Raw genomic sequence first — 17521 nt, forward strand, 5'->3', positions numbered from 1 at the left:
ACGCTCACTTCTGGTCGGCGGGCAGGTGGACGGCGTACGCGTCGGGCATGCGGTGGTCGGAAGCCTTGTCCATGTGGCCGTTGACGAAGTCGTCCTCGCTGACCCAGGTCGTTGTGCCCCACGGGTTGTAGATCTGCAGCATGTCGCCTTCCTGCCCGATCACCATCATCTGGTGTCCGTGCCGACCTTCCTCGTCGTACCCCTCCACATTGATGGGGACGGGTTTGCCCTCGGCAACGGACTTCTCGATGTCCGGCAGCACGTCACGGCGCTCATCCGCACCGCGAACCTCCTGGAACTCGTAACTGCTGCCGGTGTGCGGGCTGATCTCGCCGTTGGCGATCTTGTCCTGCCCATCGGGGTCCACTCCATTCGGAACGTCGGACCACCAGTGCGTGTAGCTGCCGTCACCTTCCTCGTGCATGCGCAGCTGTTCGTCGTGGAGACGGTCGCGGAAGGCGTCGGGGTCGTCCTCCTGCCCGGACGGTCCACCGGTCAGCTCCAGCGCGTAGAGGGGATCGACCATGGCGCGGGCGGTCACGGTGCTCGACGGCACACAGGTGTTGCCCTCCTGGGACCACGCCTCGTCGCCGAACCACTGGTAGTCGGTGTTTCGGTTCGACCTGTCGTCCTTGAGCCCCTCGTCCACCTTGCTGTCGCCGGCCGTGACGACCGGGCTGAGGTGCTGCTGCAGCCAGTACGGGTCCTTGCCGTGGATCTTGTCGCGGAACTGGCCGACCTCGTCCACGTCATAGCCCGCGGCCAGCGCCTTGACCAGATACGCCCGCTCCTGCGGCGTCTTGGCATCCGCGAGCATCTGCTCGAAGCGGGCCTGGTCCTGCGCGTTCATCTTCTCCATGAAGCGGCCGGAACGTTCGAGGTCGTTGGCAGTGAGGAGTTCGTTCTGCTCCTGCGGGCCCCCGGCCACGCCGACGTCGGCGAGGACGAGGCGGTCGGCGGCGGAGATGTTGTCGGTGTGCATCTGCCCGGCACGGGCCTCGGCCGCGTACTTGTTCAGCTCCCGCGCCGCCGTCCGGGCCGCGTCGTCCGCCTCCTGGGCGGCGTAGTAGAGGAAGTTGGCCCCCGTTCCCGCGATCTCCTGGGCCCGCTTGCGTTCGGCTTCCTCGGCGTCTTTCTCAACCATGTCGTCGAAGAAGCCGTCCTCGCCGCCGAGCATCGTGCGGGCCTTCCGCAACTGCTCGCGGCCGTCGCCGTCCTTGGACTGGGCGGAGGTGAGCGCGTCGGAGAGGTCGTAGAGGGCCTTGGACGCCTTGCGGAACGCCTCGGCCATCTGCTCGGCGGAACGGCCGGCCGCCGCCACCACCTCGGCCGCCTTGGCTCCGGTACTGCCCACCCACACCGACGGAAGCCCTGACGCGGCGACCTTCTCGACCCGGTCCTGTACGTCCGCGGCATCGTCGGCCTGGCCCTTGTAGCGCTGGGCGATGGCGTCCAGGGTGCTCGGGGAACCGACCGGCGCGGAGACACCGAGGAGGTTGTCGATGGCCTCCAGGACCCCGTTCTTGCTGTCGGCCGCCGCGAGGTCTCCTATGTGACGGTCGATCTTTTCCTTGCGGTCGGTGGTGGATTCGCCTGCGTCAGCCATGTGGTGAGAGCCCCGCTGTCCTTGCTCAAATGTCAGGTGTCAGAAGTCCGGTGTTTGGTGTCCGGAGGCAGGTGTCAGAAGTCAGGTGTCCGGTGGAAGCACACACGTCGGCCGGGTGCGAGCGGTCGCCGGTGTGTCAGGTCGCCGGTGTGTCGGTCCGTGCGGCGTGTGCCGGCGGTCCGTCAGTCGAAGTCGGCGAGGCTGGGCGGCGGCCCGCCCGGGGTGGGCCGGGTACCGACGGGCGGACCGCCCAGGGCGGCGGGGCGCGCGCCCGGGGTAAGGCCCGTCGCAGTCCCCGGGTGGGCGGCGGCGGGTGCGGGCATGGTCGTCAGGCCGTCGTTCGCTCCCGCGGATTGCAGCGCGACGATGGTGTCCTGGTCGGCGCTCTCGTAGTTCCGCTGGGAGATGCCGACCTTGTCCGCGAGTTCGTGCAGCGCGGCTTCCAGCGTCTTCGCCTCGGCCTGCCAGGCGGCGGCGAAGTTGTCGTACGCGGGGCCGGAGTCGGAGCCGCCGAGAGCGTCCGGTGTGTAGCACATCTGGTCTTCCACGGCCTTGCGTATGAGGCCGACGTCGTCGCCCGCCCGGTCGAGCTTTCCGGCCTCGCCGTCCATGCCGCTCGCCTGGATCCCGTAGCCGTCCGAGCCCGCGCCTGACATGCTCCCCGCCCTCTGATCTGAACGGCCGAACACCCCCGTGGCAGTCCAGGCCTTCTGACCAGCGATGTTACCTGATCTCGTGTCATGAGCACGTTGCCCGGCAGGGGGGAATCAGAGCCAGTCCCGCCGCTCGAAAGCCGCGCACAAACTCGTGCAGCCGGGGCAGCCACGGGCCTGCGGCGCCGCTGCTCCGGCTGCTCGTTGCCGTCGCGCAGGGGGTGTGTCCTAGGACGACGGATCCGCCTCACAGGCGGCCTCTGTTTCGGCGGCGCACTGATCGTTCGGGCCGGGACCGCCGTCGGCCGAGTCGGCGCCCGTGTTGCCGCGCAGAACGTCGTTGGCGCCCTCCCCGAACAGGTCGTCGTCGCCTGCCTGGCCGCGCAGGTCGTCCGTGCCGTTGCCGCCGTGCAACTCGTCGCCGCCGTCGCCGCCGAAGACGATGTCCGCGCCGTCGAAGGCGAACACCTGGTCGTTGCCGGGGCCTGCGTCCACGGTGTCGGAGTTGGTGACGAACGTGGAGTCGGCTCCCATGACGTCGTTTCCGGCGCCCAGGCATACCAGGTCGTTGCCGCCCGCGTCGGCGTAGGTGTCGTTGCCGCCGAGCAGGGCGACGACGTCGTTGCCCGGGGTGCCGGTCTGGAAGTCGTCGCCCTCCGTGCCGACGACATTCGCGACCTGCCCCATGCAGGTCACCACCGCCTGGGGGCTCGGCTCCTGGGCGGCCAGGGCGGGTGTCGTCACCGGGACGAAGGTGAGGGCTGCCACTGCCAGCGAGCCGGCGACCGAGGTAAGCATCCGCATGCGTTTTCCTCTCGGGTCTGCCCCGGGCCGTCTGGTGCCGGGGGCGATGGTCGGTGCTGCCCTTGCTTCGATCCCAGTAGGAGGAATGGATTGCCCCTATTTGTGCGATAGTTCATGCTTTCCCCCTTGCGGACAGCCGCGCCCTGCCCAGAGCCCACCTGCCGATCCGTCCGTCTGTCGCCCATCCCGGTCTCGCTGGATGTGGTCGAGCACATCAAGAACCTGTACGTCGTGCAGCACGGCATCGACGGCAACGACAAGTGCGACGAGGCCGTGTCTTTCGGATCACCGCGAAAGGCACGGACTGAGGCTCGGCGCCGGCGGGGCTACCGGGGTCGCAGGGCGTGGAGATCCGGCAGATGGCGTTCGCCGACGTGGGGCAGGGTGGTCTTCCGTCCTTGGCTGTCGCACAGACGTACGCGCTGCCTCGGTGGGGACGAGTCCGTCTCCACGACGATGTCCTGGATGTCGGGCCAGGCCCACTTCCGCACCCGCACCACCCCGACCACGGCGATCCCGCTCGCCCGCACCACCGTGCGGGCGCGCCACAGGGACAGGGCCCACACGCCGTCGACGATGGTCAGAACTCCTATCAGGATCGCCGCGACCCAGCCCGGCAGGTCGTTGATGACCACTTCGAGCACCCCGCACGCCAGCATCAGCGCGATGAGCGCGAGCACCTTCAGCCGCGCGCGTCTGTCGGCGCGGTACTCCCGCAAGATCACACCCGTCACGCCCGTCACACCCATGCCCTGCCCCCCGGTGGCCTACTTGGCGGCCCAGTAGCCCAAGTTGTTCCGGTTCCCCTCCGCCGCCCGGCGCGGCGCGTCCGGCGATCCCAGCAGACCGTACGGCAGATACCCGGACCGGACACCGAGTTCCCACCCATGGACCTGGACGGCGAGGCAGGCCAGGGCGAGGGTGCCGAGGGGGAGGAGGGACCGGGGTGCGGGATCACCGGCAGCGGCCTCGACGCTCTCCCGGTACGCGACCAGCCGGGCGACGAGGGCGTCCTCGAAGGCGTGCTGGTCGTCGTCGAGGAGTACGCGGAGCAGCCGCTGGTCCGCGCTCAGCGCGTCGCCGACCTCGTCGAGCCGCCGGGCGGCCTCCGCGCGCTCCCCGGCGTCGGGCTTGCGCAGCGGAACCGTCGGCCAGTCGCGGGGCAGATGCCCGGCCGCCTCGGTGAGATAGGGGCACAGGGCGTCCATGGCGGCGAGGTCGGCGGGGTCGGAGACGGAGGTGTACCGGTTGTAGGGCACGCCGTCACGGATGGCGGGCGCGTAGTCGCCGCGCAGCAGCAGCCCGGTGACCCGCTCCCAGTCCCACACATGCCCGCTGACGACACACATCTCGAACATGTCGAGCCAGGTCCGCGCGGTGGGCGCCTCCCTGACGACGTCCCGGAAGGTGATGGGCCCGTCCCCGAACTCGTCGTCGTCCGGGTCCGTGCTGATCCGCTCCCCGACGAGGGGGAACCGGAGTTCCTGGTCCCCGTTCGGGAAGCACATGATGCTCAGCACTCCGTGCACACACTCCGCGGCGGTGACGGCGACCGTGCCGGCCGCGGCGTCGAGCCCCGGCTCCGTCACCGTTCGCGCGGCGACATGGTCGAGCAGTTCGTCCGCCATGGCCCGGATCAGCGTCGGCGAGATGCTGCCGTACCGCAGCGAGTGCCACCGCGTGTAGGCCCGCCCGTCGATGTCGTCGAGCGCCTCGGCCAACCGCTGCTCGCCGACCTGATGGCATGTCACATCCCGCACGTGCCCCGTCCCTTCATGAACTCCCCGACTGGACGAAGCACGTTATCAACGGGCACTGACAGCACTGGAGCGTTCTCTTTCGGATCACCTCGCCGACCAGATGAAGATGGCGGCGATGTGGAGTCCGGCGAGGTCGATGGCGGCGGTCTTGTCGTATCGAGTGGCCAGACCGCGCCATTGCTTGAGCTTGTCGATGCATCGCTCAACAGAGTTGCGCTGCTTGTACGTCTCGCGGTCGAAGGCCGGTGGGTGACCGCCGGCCGGATCGGCCTCGCTTCTTGCGCTCGGCGATCTGGTCGGAGGGTTGGGGGATCACCGCCCGGATCCCGCGCCGGCGGAGATGGGTGCGGATCGCGCGGGACGAGTAGGCCCTGTCGGCCAGGACCAAGTCCGGCGTGGTCCTGAGGCGGCCGATGGGCCTCGGTACTTGTAACTGGGCCATGACCTGGGTGAACGCGGGAGCGTCGCCTGCCCGGCCGGGTGTGAGGACGAATGCGAGGGGGGCGGCAGCGGCCGTCGATGGCGAGGTGGATTTTGGTGGTCAGCCCGCCGCGGGGGACCGTCCGAGGGCATGGTCGTCCGGCTCGCCGGCCGGGGCCCCTTGTGACAGGCCCCGGCGGCATGCTGGTGAGCGTGCACGATGATGGAGTCGACCGCGACAACCCGGTCCAGGTCACCGTGGGCGTGGGCGGGGGCGAGCAGTTCGGCGCTCCTGAACACACGGATGTCGATGCCGTCGATGGTCATCAGGCCGCCTGTCGACGCCGTCGGCGAGGGACTGTCCACGCGAACTTCCGGAGCGGAACTCGCGTGGACAGCAATCCGGGTGTGTGACCCGCTCGATCGCGCCGTGCGGTCGATGCGCGTTCCCGGCCGGTCGGACGGGCGGATCAGCGCAGTCCGGCGAAAAGGTCGTTCTCGGGGATGGCCGCGCCGGTGGCGTCCTGGACCCGTACGAAGGTCTCGATGCCCATCAACTCGCCGAACCTCTCCTTGCCCATCTTGAGGAAGAAGATGTTCTCGCCCTGACTGGCGTGCGCGGCCAACGCGTCGAACTTCTGACCGCTGAACGCGGTGGTGTCCACCCACGTGGTGATCTCATCGTCGGGGAGGCCGATCTCGGCCATCGCGGCGGCCTCGGCAGGATCCGGCTCCGGCATGTCCTCACCGAACTCGCGCATGACCTCGCCGAACCGCTGCATCATCGAGCGGGGCATCGTCGTCCAGTACACCTTCGGTGTCAGCCCGGTCATCTCCAGCGCCGCCATCGTGATGCGGTGGGCCTGGATGTGGTCGGGGTGGCCGTAGAAGCCGTTCTCGTCATAGGTGACGACCACATCAGGTCGGTAGTGCCGCATGAGTTCCGCGAGCCGGGCCGCGCCCTCCTCCACGGGGGTCTGCCAGAAGGACCCGGGGGCGTCGTTGCTCGGCCAGCCCATCATCCCGGAGTCGGCATAGTCCAGCATCTCCAGATCGCTGACCTTCAGGACGCCACAGCTCGCCTCAAGTTCTTGACGGCGCATCAAGGCAACGGCTGCCGGATCGTGCCCGGGATCGCCCGGCTTGACACCCCCCGGTCCGTCACCGCAACCGCCGTCGGTACACGTCACGAGAACCGTACGGATGCCCTCCGCCGCGTACTGCGCGAGGACCCCTCCGGTTCCGGTGGCCTCGTCGTCGGGGTGGGCGTGTACTGCCATGAGCGTCAAGGGCCGGTCAGTCATGAAACAGTCCTCCTGCAGAAATTCGTCTTGCTCCGAGTGCGCGGCGGGCGTACCGCGGTCCTGGGGCCCGGCTCCTGGTGGGGCGGACGACCTTGTGGTCTCGTGTTCCCCGCCCGTGCGGCGCCGGTCCCTCGATCGATGCAACCGCGCCGGCAGGACCGGCTGTTCCCGGTGCGGCCGCCTGGCCTTCGGACACGACGATCGCCGTCAGGGTCGACCAAATTGGGTCGAACAGGCGATCGCTGCTCTTCAGACTGGTGGTCATGCATCAGATCGAGTTCCTGAACCACCCCATGAGCGAGTGCTCATCGGACCTCCAGTGGGGCATTCGTATCGACGGCAAAGATCTGCGCGTGTACGCGGCCGACGCCACCCGCGACTTCTGGCGTCAGGAGCACGAGGAGGAAAGCCTGGAGGAGCAGGAACGCTTCCTGCTCCTCCAACACGCCGGTTTGGCGGTTTCCGAGGTCGGCGACCCTATGCACCATTTCCTCGGTGACCCCGCCCCGGAGTTCGGTGATCCCTCTGCCGGCACCACCCCGGTCCTGGGCTGCTCCTGCGGCGTCTGGGGTTGCTGGCCCCTGCTGACGGTGATCGCCACCACCTCGGAGGACGTCACTTGGTCCGCCTTCCGGCAGCCCTTCCGCAAGGAGTGGGGTGAGCTCTCCATGGGCCCATACGTCTTCGCCCGTCCTGCCTACGAGGCTGCCCTCGCGCGGCCGGTCCGCCTCGCCGAGGACCCGCTAGGACTGCAGTCGAATTGAACTCGCCTGTGGATCTTGTGCTGAGCTGCGGCGCTGCCAGGTCGGATGAGAACTCCCGGCTCGGGTTTCTCGGTGCACCTGGCTTCTGCGGAATCCCGCGTGGGGTTGCGAGCCGACCGCCCCAGAACAGAGACAGAGCCAACCCTTGACGAAGAGCTCCGGCTTCAAGGGCACAGCGACCGTTGAGCGGTGGCCAGGGTTACCTCGATGTCGTCGCTCCAGGAACAGACCTCCAGCCACGAGAGGTAGCCGCCCTGTGCGAAGACCAGGACCTCGCCGGGGCACTCTCCGCCATCCGTGAAGATCTGAGCCTCGGCCGCCACCACGGTGCCCGGTCCGGACGACGCCGGCTCCACCGCTTCTGTATCGAGATCGAAGTACGCGGTGCCGCACCCACATGTGCAGCGTTCTCGTACGCGGATGTGCGGCACCTGCCGGCGAAGTGCGACGTGGACCGGATCATCCCCGCCGAGAACGGCCTCCAGCACGAGGGCCACATCAGCGGGCAGTGTCTCCGTCACGTCGTCACCGTATCCCGTGACCGGATACGTCCCTCTCGACGTTCGCCGGCCTCAACGAGAGGTTGGACGATCTGGGCCTACCCGGGAGGCAGCCATTCCTGATCGGTCCGGCGGGCGGCGTATGAGCGGCGTATGAGCTGTGGCGTCGTCGCGATGGCACGGGCCCGGTCTTCCGCCGCGGGGGCTTCCGACAGGCCGGTGGCGGTACCGGACTGTCGGGGAGCGCTTCCGGTCAGGCGAGGTTCTTGGTGAAGAACTCGTCGAGCCTGTCGAAGGGGATCTCGTGGGACCCGCGCGCGAAGGTGCCGTTCTCGGCGTCGATCCAGCGCTGCCGGCTGAGGTGGTCCACGACCTTCTGGCGCTGCTCACGCGTGTAGTAGTCCTCATGGCCGCGGGACACGCTGCGCGACATGTCGTACATCGAGGCCGTGGCGACCGCCCTGATACGACTGTCTGCAGCCGCCGCGGTGAGCGCCATACCGCTCAGGCCGCTGATGGCCTGCGCGCCGATCCGCTCGCGGAACTCGTTGGCGTAGAGCCCCGAGGACAGGCCGGGCGTGAACCGCATGACCGAGCCCTGCGTGAGCTCGGCGAACTGTCCACCGTCAGCGCCGACTTCCGCACCATCTGGGCCGCGCACGACGTCCGTATCCGCCACGAGGGCATCAAGCGGCTGCAGCACCCCGAGGTCGGCCTCCTGGAGCTGACCTACCAGTCTCTGGACCTGCCCGTGTCGCAGCGAGAGCGCCTCAGACTCCTCGCCAGTCTGGCAGCCACCCCCGCCGGGGCGACACCGAGGCCACCGACCAGCCGCGCTGAGCAGCCTGCTCAGACAGTGCCGTTGGGTGAAAGCGTTGCGCGGGACGCCGGCCTCAAGGGGAGGGCGACGATCGTCAGCGCTCCGTCAGCGCCTGCGATCGGAGTCAGCTCTCCCCGTGGCAGTGGCAGCACCTCTCGCGGCGATTACTCAGAGCCAGTCCTTCCGCTTGAAGATGACGTACAGACTGGTACATACGGCAGCCTTCAGGAGCACGGCGAAGGGGTGTCCGAGCACCCAGGCCTCCCAGATTCTCCCCAGAGGAACTGCTCAGTGGCCCAGGGAACGGCCCTGCTGTGTGTGATCCGGGTGTCGACCGGCGATCACACACAGTTCGGGTGGGGGGCTGCCAGAGGCGAGTCGGAGTGGGCGCTTCTCGCGGATCGGCAGGATGCTCAGGGCCATGACGGTGCCGTCCTCGTGGAAGGAGATCGGGCCGTTCCAGTGTCTGGCTGCATCTGTGCCGTGCCAGTGTGTCGAAGCCTTGAAAGAGATCAGCACGATGACCGCACCAGGCAGTCTGCCCCTGCACGCCCGCCAGGGTGGCTGCCGACGACATCCTTGCAGGGTTTCCGCCCGGGGGTGCCCGGCCCGGACTCTCTCCCTCGCGTTTTCGAAGGAGCCCCTGGAACCGGGGGCCTGACTCGCTGGGGCGGGTCGGGCCCCCGGCCGGTGTTTCCATCTCGATGTGGCGCGCTTTGCGTACAGGGTGTCGTTCGTTATCGGAGGGGGCGGTGACCCGTGCGCTGGGACCAGCGGACGGCGACGAGGCCCAGCGCGGCCACAAGGACCACGATGCCGATGATCAACAAGTAGCCCAACCCTTCTGCGGCCACTCCGATGATTCCCAGCACGACGGCGACCAGAACGAGAAAGAGCAAGAGGGCCATGACGCGTACGCCTCCCTTGGGCGGCTGAGCGCGGGCGATCAGCGGCGTGCGAGTTGCCGCTCGCCGCCTGCGCCCGTCTGGTAGGGCATGTCGTAGTGCTGGAAGATCGCTTCCTCCGACTCGGCGGGCAGGATGTCGTCCATGCCGACCGAGGGTGCCTTCTTCACCAGTGTCTTGGTGTAGGAGACCTTGACGTAACCGGGGCCGAGGGTTGCGTCGTCGAGGGGTACGAAGGCCAGGTGGTGGCGGGTGGGGAGCCCGGTGCGGACCGTGGCCATGGCCGGTTCGTCGGTGGTGGTGTCGACGTAGACCGCTTCGAGTACGCCGATCTTGTGGCCTTTGGGGTCGACGACGCTGCGGTTGCGCCACTCGCGGATGTCGGCTGCATGGATCATGGCCTGCCTCCTGAGCCGTTGATCAGGGCCGGTGCGAGCCGCCTCTTGCGGAAGTCGCCGCCCGCTGAGCCCGGCAGTCCTCTGTTCTTCCAGGTTATCCAGGAACGTCTGCGTCGCGCCGTCGCGCGTTGACGGTATCGACCGTGGTAGTCGACAGGCATGCCGATGAAGCCTTCTGGTGCCGCGGACCGTTCGTCTTGGTTCGGGCGGCTGCGCCGTGTGATCAGTCGTTCGCCGATCGGGCGCGGATGGCGGCGGAGCAGGGACATTGAGCTGTGGCCGCGTTCGCTGGGCTTTGCGGCGCTGGGGTTGCTCACGCTGGTGCCACTCCTGATCATCGTCTCTTCCGCCGATCCCGAGCACGGGCGGGGGTTCGCGCAGTGGCTGGGCGAGGGGCTTGGCGTGTCGAGGGCCTCCAGACGGCAGGTCGAGCAGTTGTTCATCCGGCCCGGCCAGGCCCTGCGGACCACGACCGCGTTCGGTATCGCCGCCCTTGCCGTGTTCGGCCTGACCTTCGGCGCGGCGGTGCAGACCGGCTACGAGAAGGTCTGGGACCTGCCGCCGGCCCGCTGGTGGGCCAGATGGCGGCATGTGGTGTGGCTGGGCGTCCTCACCGGATACCTTTTCGTCTCCGCCACCACCACGCTGCGCCGCGAACCCCTGGCAGGCGGGGCCGTGGCCTCGCTGAGCGCCGTGCTGTTCCTGTGGTGGTCCCAGCGCGTGCTGCTCGGCGGGAGGATCCGCTGGCGTGCCCTGTTGCCCGGCGCCGTGGCCACCGTGATCGGGCTGCTCGGCCTGAGGGTCTTCTCCAGGCTCGTCTTCTCGCCGTTGATCGCATCCAACGCCGTCAGCTACGGCCCCGTCGGAACCGTCCTGGTCATCCAGTCCTGGCTGGTCGGCGTGGGTGTCGTCGTCTTCGGTGGTGCCCTGGTCGGCCGACTGCTGCACGAGGAACTCCCACGCTTGGCACACGTACTGAACCGGCGCAGGTGAGATGCGGCCCTGCAACCGGGTCAGCTCGCCCGGGCCGCGAGTTCGTCATCGTGGGACTGCCGCTCGGAGCACCAGCAATCGTGCCGCCGCAGACCACCCCGTCGAGCCAGTGAGGGGTCGTGTGGTCTGCCCGGTGACGGCATGAGGGCACCTGTTGCGGGACCGTACGACATCACGGGCCGTTTCATTTCGTGTGGCGTCGGGTCAGTGCCGACAGGGCGTGGCCTTGGTCGTCGGGGGACGGCGGGTGGGCCTGGACGGGGTGGCCTGCTGTTCGCTGACCAGGGTCTCGAAGAGGCCTCGGGCTTGGACCATGGCCCTCCCGCATTTCCTCGGTGCTGATCTGGCTGCGGGCCGCCGCGTGCATGCGGCGGTAGCCCTGGACGTTGTGGGCGTGGCGGACGGAGAGGGCGGCGATCTGGTCCTCGAACTGGTCGGCGTCGGGGAAGCCGCGGCTTCCTGCCAGGCGCGCCAGCAGTGCGTCTGCTTCGGTGACGGCCTGCTGCCGTGTTGCGACGGACTGCTCCTGGATGACGGCCCATTGCGTCATGTAACGCTCGCGGAACGCGGGCGACAGCGGCTGTTCCGTCAGGGAGCCGTGCCGATCGAGGCGCTCGCCGAATTCCTGAACGGCCCCCTCGGCCGGGGCTTCGGCCGGCTCGGCCGGCGGCGCCGGCAGGATGTGGTCCTCCCACCAGGACAGGGCCATCACGGTGGCGAGCAGGACGAAGGGAGTTGAAGCGGGAAGGATCAGCGCGTACATGTGTACCGCCTGGTGTGGGATGCGTGCGACACGGCGCGCAGCAGATCGGTGCCTGTCCGGGGTGCATCGGGGTGCATCGGGGTGCGACCGGGCTCGCGGGGCGATGGGCGCGTACGGGAACGGCCTCGCTCGTGACGTGGCGGGTTCCGGCACCGGTGAGCAGGGTGCGCCCTCTGGGGAGCGTGCCGGCGACGCTGCCGGGGGGCAGGGGCGGCATGTCGCACGCTAGCCCTCGCCGCGGTTCCCTGACAGGTGTCAAGCAGCCATTCATGCCGCACTGGACGCGCTGACGTCGCCCGGTATCCGTAACCGTTGGGCAGGACTACGCTGTGGGGTGAGGCCCCAGTCCCCGGTATCCATGCTGTGTCGTGCTCCCGGGGAGGCCCGCCGTGTTCGTGCTGCTCCTCATCCTCATCGTGGTCTTGTTCGGCCTCGGCTTCATCAGCCCCATCTGGTGGGTGGCTGCGGCCGTGTTGGTCTTCGCCGCCACCCGGCACGGTCGCGAACGCGGGGGAGGCTGGATCCGTGGCGACGGTTCCGACCTCGGAACCTATCGGGACTACCAGGCACGCCGGGATCGTCAGGACCGCTGGGACCGCCGCTACAGCCGTCAGCACCGGGCGCGTTGGCGGCGCGAGGACCGTCGGGACCGTGAACACCGCAAGTGATCCGTGGAGCGGCCCGGGAGCCGGAGGTTGCGCAGTGCGACGCCAAACCTCCGGAGGTGGCCGCGGACCTGGTCACCGCCTGGGAGGGCAAGCCGTTCCCGGAACGGATGCAGCGTGCGCGGCGTCGTGCGCTGCGGCGATTTCGGGTGGAGAACCAGGGGCGCGACCCACAACCGCCAGGCGGGTCGTCCAGGTAGGGAGAGGTCATGATCCACGCAGCCGACGTCCGAGAATGGCGCAACCGCATTGTCGTCGACTCCGAGTCGCACAAGATCGGTGTCCTGGAGGCGGTCTATGTGGACACCACCACCGATGAGCCGGCCATGGCCACGGTACGGACCGGACTGCCCACCCGGCACCGTCTGGTCTTCGTCCCTCTCGACGACGCGATCGTCGGGCCGGACTATCTCAGGGTCGGCTATGTCAGAACGCTGGTGAAGCAGGCTCCTTCGATCGGCACCGACGACGTGCTGCCCGCCGAGCAGGAGGAAGCGGTCTTCAAGCACTACGGACTTCCCTACAAGTCCGGTGCGGCCGGCGAACGGCAACTGGCGCGCCGCTGACCGCCTATGGACGGGATGACTGCCCTGTGAGGTACGGACCATGCACCAGGTGACCCGGCCCCGTGAGGAACAGCGGCTGTTGACGGCTGTGCCTTCGGCGGGGGATGCGGCTCTGTTGGCCGAGGTCATCGAACTGCGCGCCAGGAACGAGCAGTTGGGCCGGGCGCTGGCGAGCCGTGCGGCCATCGACCAGGCACGGGGCATGGTGATGGCCCTGGCCCCGTGTTCCAGCGACAGGGCCTGGGACGTGCTGGTGGAGGTGTCGCAGCACTGCAACACCAAGCTCCGGGACGTGGCCGCCGCCCTGGTCGCCACCACGACGGACAAGGCGCTCCCGGAACCGATACAGCGGGAGCTGCGCCGAGCACTGAGGCGCCTCCGCGAGGCGGACCCGAGATGACGGCGCACGCGGTCGGCGGGCGGCACCGGGAGCTGCGACTCAACTCTCCGGTGCCTTCGTCCAGGACGGCCGTCGGACGCCTCTGTTGTGTAGCCCGCCCCGTGGATCTCAAACACCGGTCGTGCAGTTCTTCGTCCGTTCCTGACGCCCTGTTTGAAAGCGGTCCGTCAGGGAACTCGTCCGATGTGCTTCAGACCGGAGGCACGCCCGTGGGATCAGCTGTCGCTGCTCCCCAGTGCGCTGCGGTCCGACAGCTCCCACGGTGAGCGACGCCACCGATGAGGAGACACGTGCCCATGCCGTACGCACGTACCCAGAGGCCACGAGGCGCATACCCCTACGACGATGCCCCGGACACCGATGCCGCGTTCCGCCGTATCGCCGCCCTGCCGGACGGCCCGGAGAGGACCGCCCTGCGGCAGGAAGTGGTGTGCGCCTGGGCGTCGATGGCCGTACGGCTCGCCCGGCGCTTCCGTCATCGCGGCGAGTCCTTCGAAGACCTGGAGCAGGTTGCCCAACTCGGCCTGATCAAGGCGGTGACTCGTTTCGACCCGAGCCTTGGCAACGCCTTCCCGAGCTTTGCCGTACCGACGATCCTGGGCGAAGTGAAACGGCACTTCCGTGACCACCTCTGGGGTGTGCACGTACCGCGACGCGTACAGGAGTTGAGTACCCAGGTCCGCTCCGCCGGCCGTGAGTGCGCTTCGCTCTACGGCTGTGAACCCTCTGTCCACGACATCGCCGCGCACACCGGCCTCACCGAGGCGGAGGTGCGGCTGGGCCAAGAGGCGATGCGGAGCTTCACCTCCCTGTCCCTGGACGCCGTACCCGGCCGCTCCGAGCACAGCCACCCACTGACCGACACGCTCGGTGGCACGCAGCCCGGCTTCGACATGATCGTCAACCGTGAAGCGCTCCGCCCGCTGCTGAGGGCCCTGCCAGAACGCGAACGACAGATCCTCTACATGCGGTTCTTCTGCGAGATGACGCAGGACCGCATCGCCCTGCAGCTCGGTCTCTCGCAGATGCACGTCTCCAGGCTGATCATCCGCACCTGTGCGCGCCTGCGCGACCAGGTGATGGCCGAGGCCCACGATCGCAGGAGGGCAGTGTGACGACGCTCGGGGGGGGCGCCAGAGCGGGCCCCGGCAAGGGCGTGGGTCAGGACCCCAGACCGGCGAGGGGTTCCGAGCCGTCGATGAGGGCGCGGGCCACGTCGGCCAGGCGCCGGTTGTGGGAGCGGGCGTAACCGCGCAGCGCGGTGAACGCCTGCTCCATGTCGATGCCCTGGCGTTCGGCGAGTTTCCCCTTGGCCTGTTCGATCAGTACCCGGCTGTTCAGCGCCGTCTGCAGTTGTTCGTTGAGCACCGTGCTGCGCTGCGCGGTGCGTTGTTGCAGCAGGCTGATGGTGGCAACGTCGGCCAGGGCCTGGGCGACGGGTACGGCGGCCGGGTCGAAAGGTCCAGGGGTGGTGCGGAAGAGGTTCAGGGCGCCGACGACCTCGTCCCGCAAACGCATCGGCAGGGCCTGGACCGCCCCGAACCCGCTGCGCTGGGCCGCCACCGCGAAACGCGGCCAGCGGGCGGTCACCGTGCCGAGGTCGGAGACGATCACCGGTACGCCGGTGCGGAAGCACTTGAGGCAGGGGCCCTCGTCGTTCTGCAGCTGGAAGAGCTCCAGCAGGCGCACCTGTTCGTCGGAGGCGGCCATGACGCGGAGTTTGCCGTCCCGGTCAGCGAGCAGTACTCCGGCGGCGCTTACGTCGAGCATGGCGACGCAGCGGTCGGTCAGCAGGCGCAGGAAGTCGATGAGGTCGAAGTCGGCGACCAGATTGTCGGCCAGCTCGACGAAGGTCTTGGCCAGAAGCTGTTGATCCATCGTGGGTACCCTCGATTGAGACCAGTCCTTGCCCGCGGGGACGGGAAGTACGGCACATTCCTTGGCCGGGACCGATGCGTCAAGTTTCCTCCTCGGCCTGGTCCGGCTCCGCGTCCGGGGTGAAACGAAGCCGTCGGGCCACCACGTCGGCGGCCACGTCGGCGAGCCGGCGTCCCTGTGCAAAGGCGTGGGCGCGGAGCCGGACGAAGGCTTCTTCGATGCCGACTCCGAGCTGAACCGTGAGCATCCCGCTGGCCTGGTCGATCTCCGCCCGGTACGCGCCCAGGTCCTCGAAGCTGCGGTCCGGCATCGGCCCGACGGCCGGCGCGCCCGCATCGTCGATCCTCGTATCGAGCAGGAGCAGTGTCGCGAGATCGGCGAACGCCAGTGCGTCGGCCAGTTCCTTCGTGTCCAGTACGGTCGGAATGCCGGCGTACAGGTCCAGAACTCCCGGGCTGATCGCCCCCTTCTGCAGGGGGAGCGAGAACACCGCGCGAGCTCCGGCTTCCAGGGCCGCATCGGCGAACACGGCCCAGCAATCCTGGAGTTCGGTGGAGAGCAGATCGGGTGCCAGGACGGCCGAGCCGCGTACGAAGGCGTCCACGCAGGGCCCCTCGCCCAGCGTGAGCTGGAGATCTTCCAGTTGCCCGCTGATGTCGTCAGTGCTGCACAACGGATGGCTCGCCGCGGTCCGGGACATCGCCGACAGCCCGGCCCCGCCGACCGGCAGCGCGGCCACGGCCGCGGTGCACACGTCCACCACACTCACCCGGGCATGTCGTCGGACCGCCTGCTCGGCCACCAGCATCCGAATGCGGGCCGACCGCCTGTCAGGCCCCACCCGGGCCACCGTCTCCCGGCATCGCGACAAGGCCCTCCAGCCTCGCCGTGGTGCGTTCCCCGAGGGGAAACACCAGCGCGCGGAACGTGGCGGCGCCCAGTGGCCTGCGCAGCTCTCCGATGTCCAGCCACCCCCAGGAGCGGAGCACAGCGAGGGTCGGGTGATCGGCCCGGTCCACCAGGGTGGCGCCGAGCGTTGCCTGGTGGTCGGTCAGCAGCCGCTCCTGCACACGATGGGCGAGTTCCCGGTTCTGCGGGTGGGGCCGGATCAGGATGTCGGCGAACGCGAAGACGTTGCCGGACACGGTGAGTTGCCCGACGCCGCGCGGCAATACTCCGTCGAAGCCGAGCCACCACGAGCCGTCGCCGCGTACCGGGAATCCGAAGGCGCATCCCATCAGGCTGTCCGTCTCGGCGATCACCATGGCGAATTCCGGTCGGCGCATGTCCGTGATGAGGCGGTTCAGGAAGTCCTGGCGGCTGGGACGGCGGTACGGATCACCCGGCGGCGTTGCGCGGGACTCCACATACAGCCCCGACAGATCCTCACGCAGGTCCTCCACCAGCCAACGGCTCAGCCGACGCAACCGCACCGGAGCCATGGCTGAGGGCTCGCCGTCCCCCGGCTTCCGTGTCTGTCCCCGCCCTGGTTCGGCCTTCATCGCACATCTCCCGGGAGAACAGGTATAAGTGGGACAGACCGGTGCGGCGGGACCGGAGGTGGCGCGGCCGGGTTGTCGCCGAGGGGAGGTGACAGGTGGCCCAGCGGAAGGTCCCGGAGCAGGAACCCGCGGCCCGCGAGGTCGAGGATCCGCCCGCTGCAGTCGCAGAAGGGCACGGGCGTGCAGTGGGCGGTGAGCTGTGAGAGGGGCATGACGCCTCGGTTCGGAAGACCATCCGCCGGCGGGCACCGGCGGCCGGAGTTCCGGCTCCCGGTGCGCTCCGACTGGGGCGAATTTTCGGCGGAGGCGGAGCAACGGCCGGTCTCCAGCCTGCGCAGCAGGCCGGAGGACCCGCCCCGTTCCCTCCGGGGATGCGCCGGGTGACAGACGAGGAGTCCGTACCCCGCAGCCATCTGTGTTCAGCAAACAGCGCGCCGCCGGGGTCTGGGACGTCTGTACAACAGCGTAGTCCTCGCGTCGTGTGAGGGACGGTCCGAAGCCGTCCCATCCCAGGACATGGACGGTGTCGGCCGTGGTCGGGGGTGCACCGGCGGACAGCCAGGGGCGAGTGAGTACCGGGGTTGGCAGGCAGCGGGTCGCTGTGGCGTCGGCCCTGTCTTCGGTGGTGCGGTTGTCGGCTCACTCCAGGAGCACGAGGTGGTCGGCGGCGCCCCCTCGGCATTCGATCAGGAAGAGGGTCGCGTCGTCGGTGGTGCGGCCGCCTCGTTGCTGCTTCAGGGCGTGGGAGAGTGAGCGCACCACCGCTCGTACTCCCTTCGCTGTGTGTTCGAACGCGTTGGTACGAGTGGAGTCGATGGTC

Annotated in this window: 20 protein-coding genes and 3 pseudogenes; 7 read left to right on the top strand and 16 right to left on the bottom strand. The window is 68.8% G+C overall.

The window, feature by feature from the left end; all coding sequences use genetic code 11:
• Positions 1-4 precede the first annotated feature (4 nt).
• From POF73_RS13850 to POF73_RS13880, 7 genes and pseudogenes are all read right to left on the bottom strand, one after another.
• Positions 5-1606 (bottom strand): peptidoglycan-binding protein, encoded by a 1602-nt coding sequence (locus tag POF73_RS13850; protein WP_272115002.1) that lies wholly within the window; start codon positions 1604-1606, stop codon positions 5-7.
• Between the two features lie 182 nt (positions 1607-1788).
• The gene (locus tag POF73_RS13855) at positions 1789-2262 is read right to left on the bottom strand and encodes a hypothetical protein (RefSeq protein ID WP_272115003.1); all 474 of its coding nucleotides are present in this window, start codon (positions 2260-2262) and stop codon (positions 1789-1791) included.
• Between the two features lie 225 nt (positions 2263-2487).
• On the bottom strand, positions 2488-3063 hold the full coding sequence (locus POF73_RS13860) for a calcium-binding protein (RefSeq protein WP_272115004.1): 576 nt from the start codon (positions 3061-3063) through the stop codon (positions 2488-2490).
• A 326-nt stretch (positions 3064-3389) separates the two neighbouring features.
• On the bottom strand, positions 3390-3797 hold the full coding sequence (locus POF73_RS13865; protein ID WP_272115006.1) for a PH domain-containing protein: 408 nt from the start codon (positions 3795-3797) through the stop codon (positions 3390-3392).
• 33 nt (positions 3798-3830) lie between these two features.
• Entirely contained in the window at positions 3831-4823 is a 993-nt protein-coding gene (locus POF73_RS13870; RefSeq protein ID WP_272115007.1) for an immunity 49 family protein, read from the bottom strand.
• A gap of 84 nt (positions 4824-4907) precedes the next feature.
• Positions 4908-5377 (bottom strand): annotated as a pseudogene (locus POF73_RS13875) (IS5 family transposase); the annotation flags it as partial.
• Between the two features lie 336 nt (positions 5378-5713).
• The gene (locus POF73_RS13880; RefSeq protein WP_272115008.1) at positions 5714-6547 is read right to left on the bottom strand and encodes a PIG-L family deacetylase; all 834 of its coding nucleotides are present in this window, start codon (positions 6545-6547) and stop codon (positions 5714-5716) included.
• 263 nt (positions 6548-6810) lie between these two features.
• On the opposite strand from POF73_RS13880, the gene POF73_RS13885 reads away from it, so the two are divergent.
• Positions 6811-7311, top strand: coding sequence for a hypothetical protein (locus POF73_RS13885; RefSeq protein ID WP_272115010.1), 501 nt, complete (start codon positions 6811-6813; stop codon positions 7309-7311).
• Positions 7312-7475: 164 nt separating this feature from the next.
• On the opposite strand, the gene POF73_RS13890 is transcribed toward POF73_RS13885, so the two are convergent.
• Both POF73_RS13890 and POF73_RS13895 read right to left on the bottom strand, forming a co-directional pair.
• Positions 7476-7832 (bottom strand): hypothetical protein, encoded by a 357-nt coding sequence (locus POF73_RS13890; protein ID WP_272115011.1) that lies wholly within the window; start codon positions 7830-7832, stop codon positions 7476-7478.
• Between the two features lie 232 nt (positions 7833-8064).
• A complete protein-coding gene (locus POF73_RS13895; protein WP_272115013.1) occupies positions 8065-8244 on the bottom strand; it encodes a hypothetical protein in 180 nt (59 codons plus the stop codon).
• On the opposite strand from POF73_RS13895, the pseudogene POF73_RS46220 reads away from it, so the two are divergent.
• Positions 8218-8559: pseudogene (locus tag POF73_RS46220) on the top strand (MmyB family transcriptional regulator); the annotation flags it as partial. The gene POF73_RS13895 and the pseudogene POF73_RS46220 sit on opposite strands and share 27 nt — an antisense overlap.
• Before the next feature lie 809 nt (positions 8560-9368).
• Here the strand turns inward: POF73_RS46220 and POF73_RS13910 are convergent.
• Positions 9369-9539, bottom strand: a complete 171-nt coding sequence (locus POF73_RS13910; protein ID WP_272115014.1) for a hypothetical protein — start codon at positions 9537-9539, stop codon at positions 9369-9371.
• A gap of 38 nt (positions 9540-9577) precedes the next feature.
• Positions 9578-9934, bottom strand: a complete 357-nt coding sequence (locus tag POF73_RS13915) for a PRC-barrel domain-containing protein (RefSeq protein ID WP_272115015.1) — start codon at positions 9932-9934, stop codon at positions 9578-9580.
• A gap of 159 nt (positions 9935-10093) precedes the next feature.
• Between POF73_RS13915 and POF73_RS13920 the strand changes: the two genes are divergently transcribed.
• Entirely contained in the window at positions 10094-10927 is an 834-nt protein-coding gene (locus tag POF73_RS13920) for a YhjD/YihY/BrkB family envelope integrity protein (RefSeq protein WP_272115016.1), read from the top strand.
• A gap of 184 nt (positions 10928-11111) precedes the next feature.
• On the opposite strand, the gene POF73_RS13925 is transcribed toward POF73_RS13920, so the two are convergent.
• Positions 11112-11690 carry a hypothetical protein gene (locus POF73_RS13925; protein WP_272115017.1) on the bottom strand — a complete coding sequence of 193 codons (579 nt, stop codon included), beginning with the start codon at positions 11688-11690 and terminating at the stop codon, positions 11112-11114.
• Between the two features lie 389 nt (positions 11691-12079).
• Here POF73_RS13925 and POF73_RS13930 point away from each other — a divergent pair, with 389 nt between their 5' ends.
• From POF73_RS13930 to POF73_RS13945, 4 genes are all read left to right on the top strand, one after another.
• Positions 12080-12358: a hypothetical protein gene (locus POF73_RS13930; protein WP_272115018.1), complete on the top strand. Its 279-nt coding sequence runs from the start codon at positions 12080-12082 to the stop codon at positions 12356-12358.
• 206 nt (positions 12359-12564) lie between these two features.
• Complete coding sequence (locus tag POF73_RS13935; RefSeq protein WP_272115020.1) at positions 12565-12921, top strand: PRC-barrel domain-containing protein; 357 nt, start codon at positions 12565-12567, stop codon at positions 12919-12921.
• Positions 12922-12961: 40 nt separating this feature from the next.
• Positions 12962-13321, top strand: coding sequence for an ANTAR domain-containing protein (locus POF73_RS13940; protein ID WP_272115021.1), 360 nt, complete (start codon positions 12962-12964; stop codon positions 13319-13321).
• Between the two features lie 296 nt (positions 13322-13617).
• On the top strand, positions 13618-14436 hold the full coding sequence (locus tag POF73_RS13945) for a SigB/SigF/SigG family RNA polymerase sigma factor (RefSeq protein WP_272115023.1): 819 nt from the start codon (positions 13618-13620) through the stop codon (positions 14434-14436).
• Between the two features lie 46 nt (positions 14437-14482).
• Here POF73_RS13945 and POF73_RS13950 read toward each other — a convergent pair whose 3' ends face one another.
• The 4 genes and pseudogenes from POF73_RS13950 to POF73_RS13965 form a co-directional block, all read right to left on the bottom strand.
• Positions 14483-15199 carry a GAF and ANTAR domain-containing protein gene (locus POF73_RS13950; protein ID WP_272115024.1) on the bottom strand — a complete coding sequence of 239 codons (717 nt, stop codon included), beginning with the start codon at positions 15197-15199 and terminating at the stop codon, positions 14483-14485.
• A 79-nt stretch (positions 15200-15278) separates the two neighbouring features.
• Positions 15279-16040 carry an ANTAR domain-containing protein gene (locus POF73_RS13955; protein WP_272115025.1) on the bottom strand — a complete coding sequence of 254 codons (762 nt, stop codon included), beginning with the start codon at positions 16038-16040 and terminating at the stop codon, positions 15279-15281.
• Positions 16030-16701, bottom strand: a complete 672-nt coding sequence (locus tag POF73_RS13960) for a hypothetical protein (RefSeq protein WP_272115026.1) — start codon at positions 16699-16701, stop codon at positions 16030-16032. The genes POF73_RS13955 and POF73_RS13960 overlap by 11 nt, the downstream gene beginning before the upstream one ends.
• A 639-nt stretch (positions 16702-17340) precedes the next feature.
• Positions 17341-17521: pseudogene (locus POF73_RS13965) on the bottom strand (hypothetical protein); the annotation flags it as partial.

It is taken from the genome of Streptomyces sp. HD, from assembly GCF_028369295.1.
Taxonomy (GTDB): domain Bacteria; phylum Actinomycetota; class Actinomycetes; order Streptomycetales; family Streptomycetaceae; genus Streptomyces.

Coding starts and splice junctions, on each gene's coding strand:
- POF73_RS13850 (WP_272115002.1), bottom strand. CDS start 1,606: ATGGCTGACGCAGGCGAATCCACCACCGACCGCAAGGAAAAGATCGAC.
- POF73_RS13855 (WP_272115003.1), bottom strand. CDS start 2,262: ATGTCAGGCGCGGGCTCGGACGGCTACGGGATCCAGGCGAGCGGCATG.
- POF73_RS13860 (WP_272115004.1), bottom strand. CDS start 3,063: ATGCGGATGCTTACCTCGGTCGCCGGCTCGCTGGCAGTGGCAGCCCTC.
- POF73_RS13880 (WP_272115008.1), bottom strand. CDS start 6,547: ATGACTGACCGGCCCTTGACGCTCATGGCAGTACACGCCCACCCCGAC.
- POF73_RS13885 (WP_272115010.1), top strand. CDS start 6,811: ATGCATCAGATCGAGTTCCTGAACCACCCCATGAGCGAGTGCTCATCG.
- POF73_RS13895 (WP_272115013.1), bottom strand. CDS start 8,244: ATGTCGCGCAGCGTGTCCCGCGGCCATGAGGACTACTACACGCGTGAG.
- POF73_RS13910 (WP_272115014.1), bottom strand. CDS start 9,539: ATGGCCCTCTTGCTCTTTCTCGTTCTGGTCGCCGTCGTGCTGGGAATC.
- POF73_RS13915 (WP_272115015.1), bottom strand. CDS start 9,934: ATGATCCATGCAGCCGACATCCGCGAGTGGCGCAACCGCAGCGTCGTC.
- POF73_RS13920 (WP_272115016.1), top strand. CDS start 10,094: ATGCCGATGAAGCCTTCTGGTGCCGCGGACCGTTCGTCTTGGTTCGGG.
- POF73_RS13925 (WP_272115017.1), bottom strand. CDS start 11,690: ATGTACGCGCTGATCCTTCCCGCTTCAACTCCCTTCGTCCTGCTCGCC.
- POF73_RS13935 (WP_272115020.1), top strand. CDS start 12,565: ATGATCCACGCAGCCGACGTCCGAGAATGGCGCAACCGCATTGTCGTC.
- POF73_RS13940 (WP_272115021.1), top strand. CDS start 12,962: ATGCACCAGGTGACCCGGCCCCGTGAGGAACAGCGGCTGTTGACGGCT.
- POF73_RS13945 (WP_272115023.1), top strand. CDS start 13,618: ATGCCGTACGCACGTACCCAGAGGCCACGAGGCGCATACCCCTACGAC.
- POF73_RS13950 (WP_272115024.1), bottom strand. CDS start 15,199: ATGGATCAACAGCTTCTGGCCAAGACCTTCGTCGAGCTGGCCGACAAT.
- POF73_RS13960 (WP_272115026.1), bottom strand. CDS start 16,701: ATGAAGGCCGAACCAGGGCGGGGACAGACACGGAAGCCGGGGGACGGC.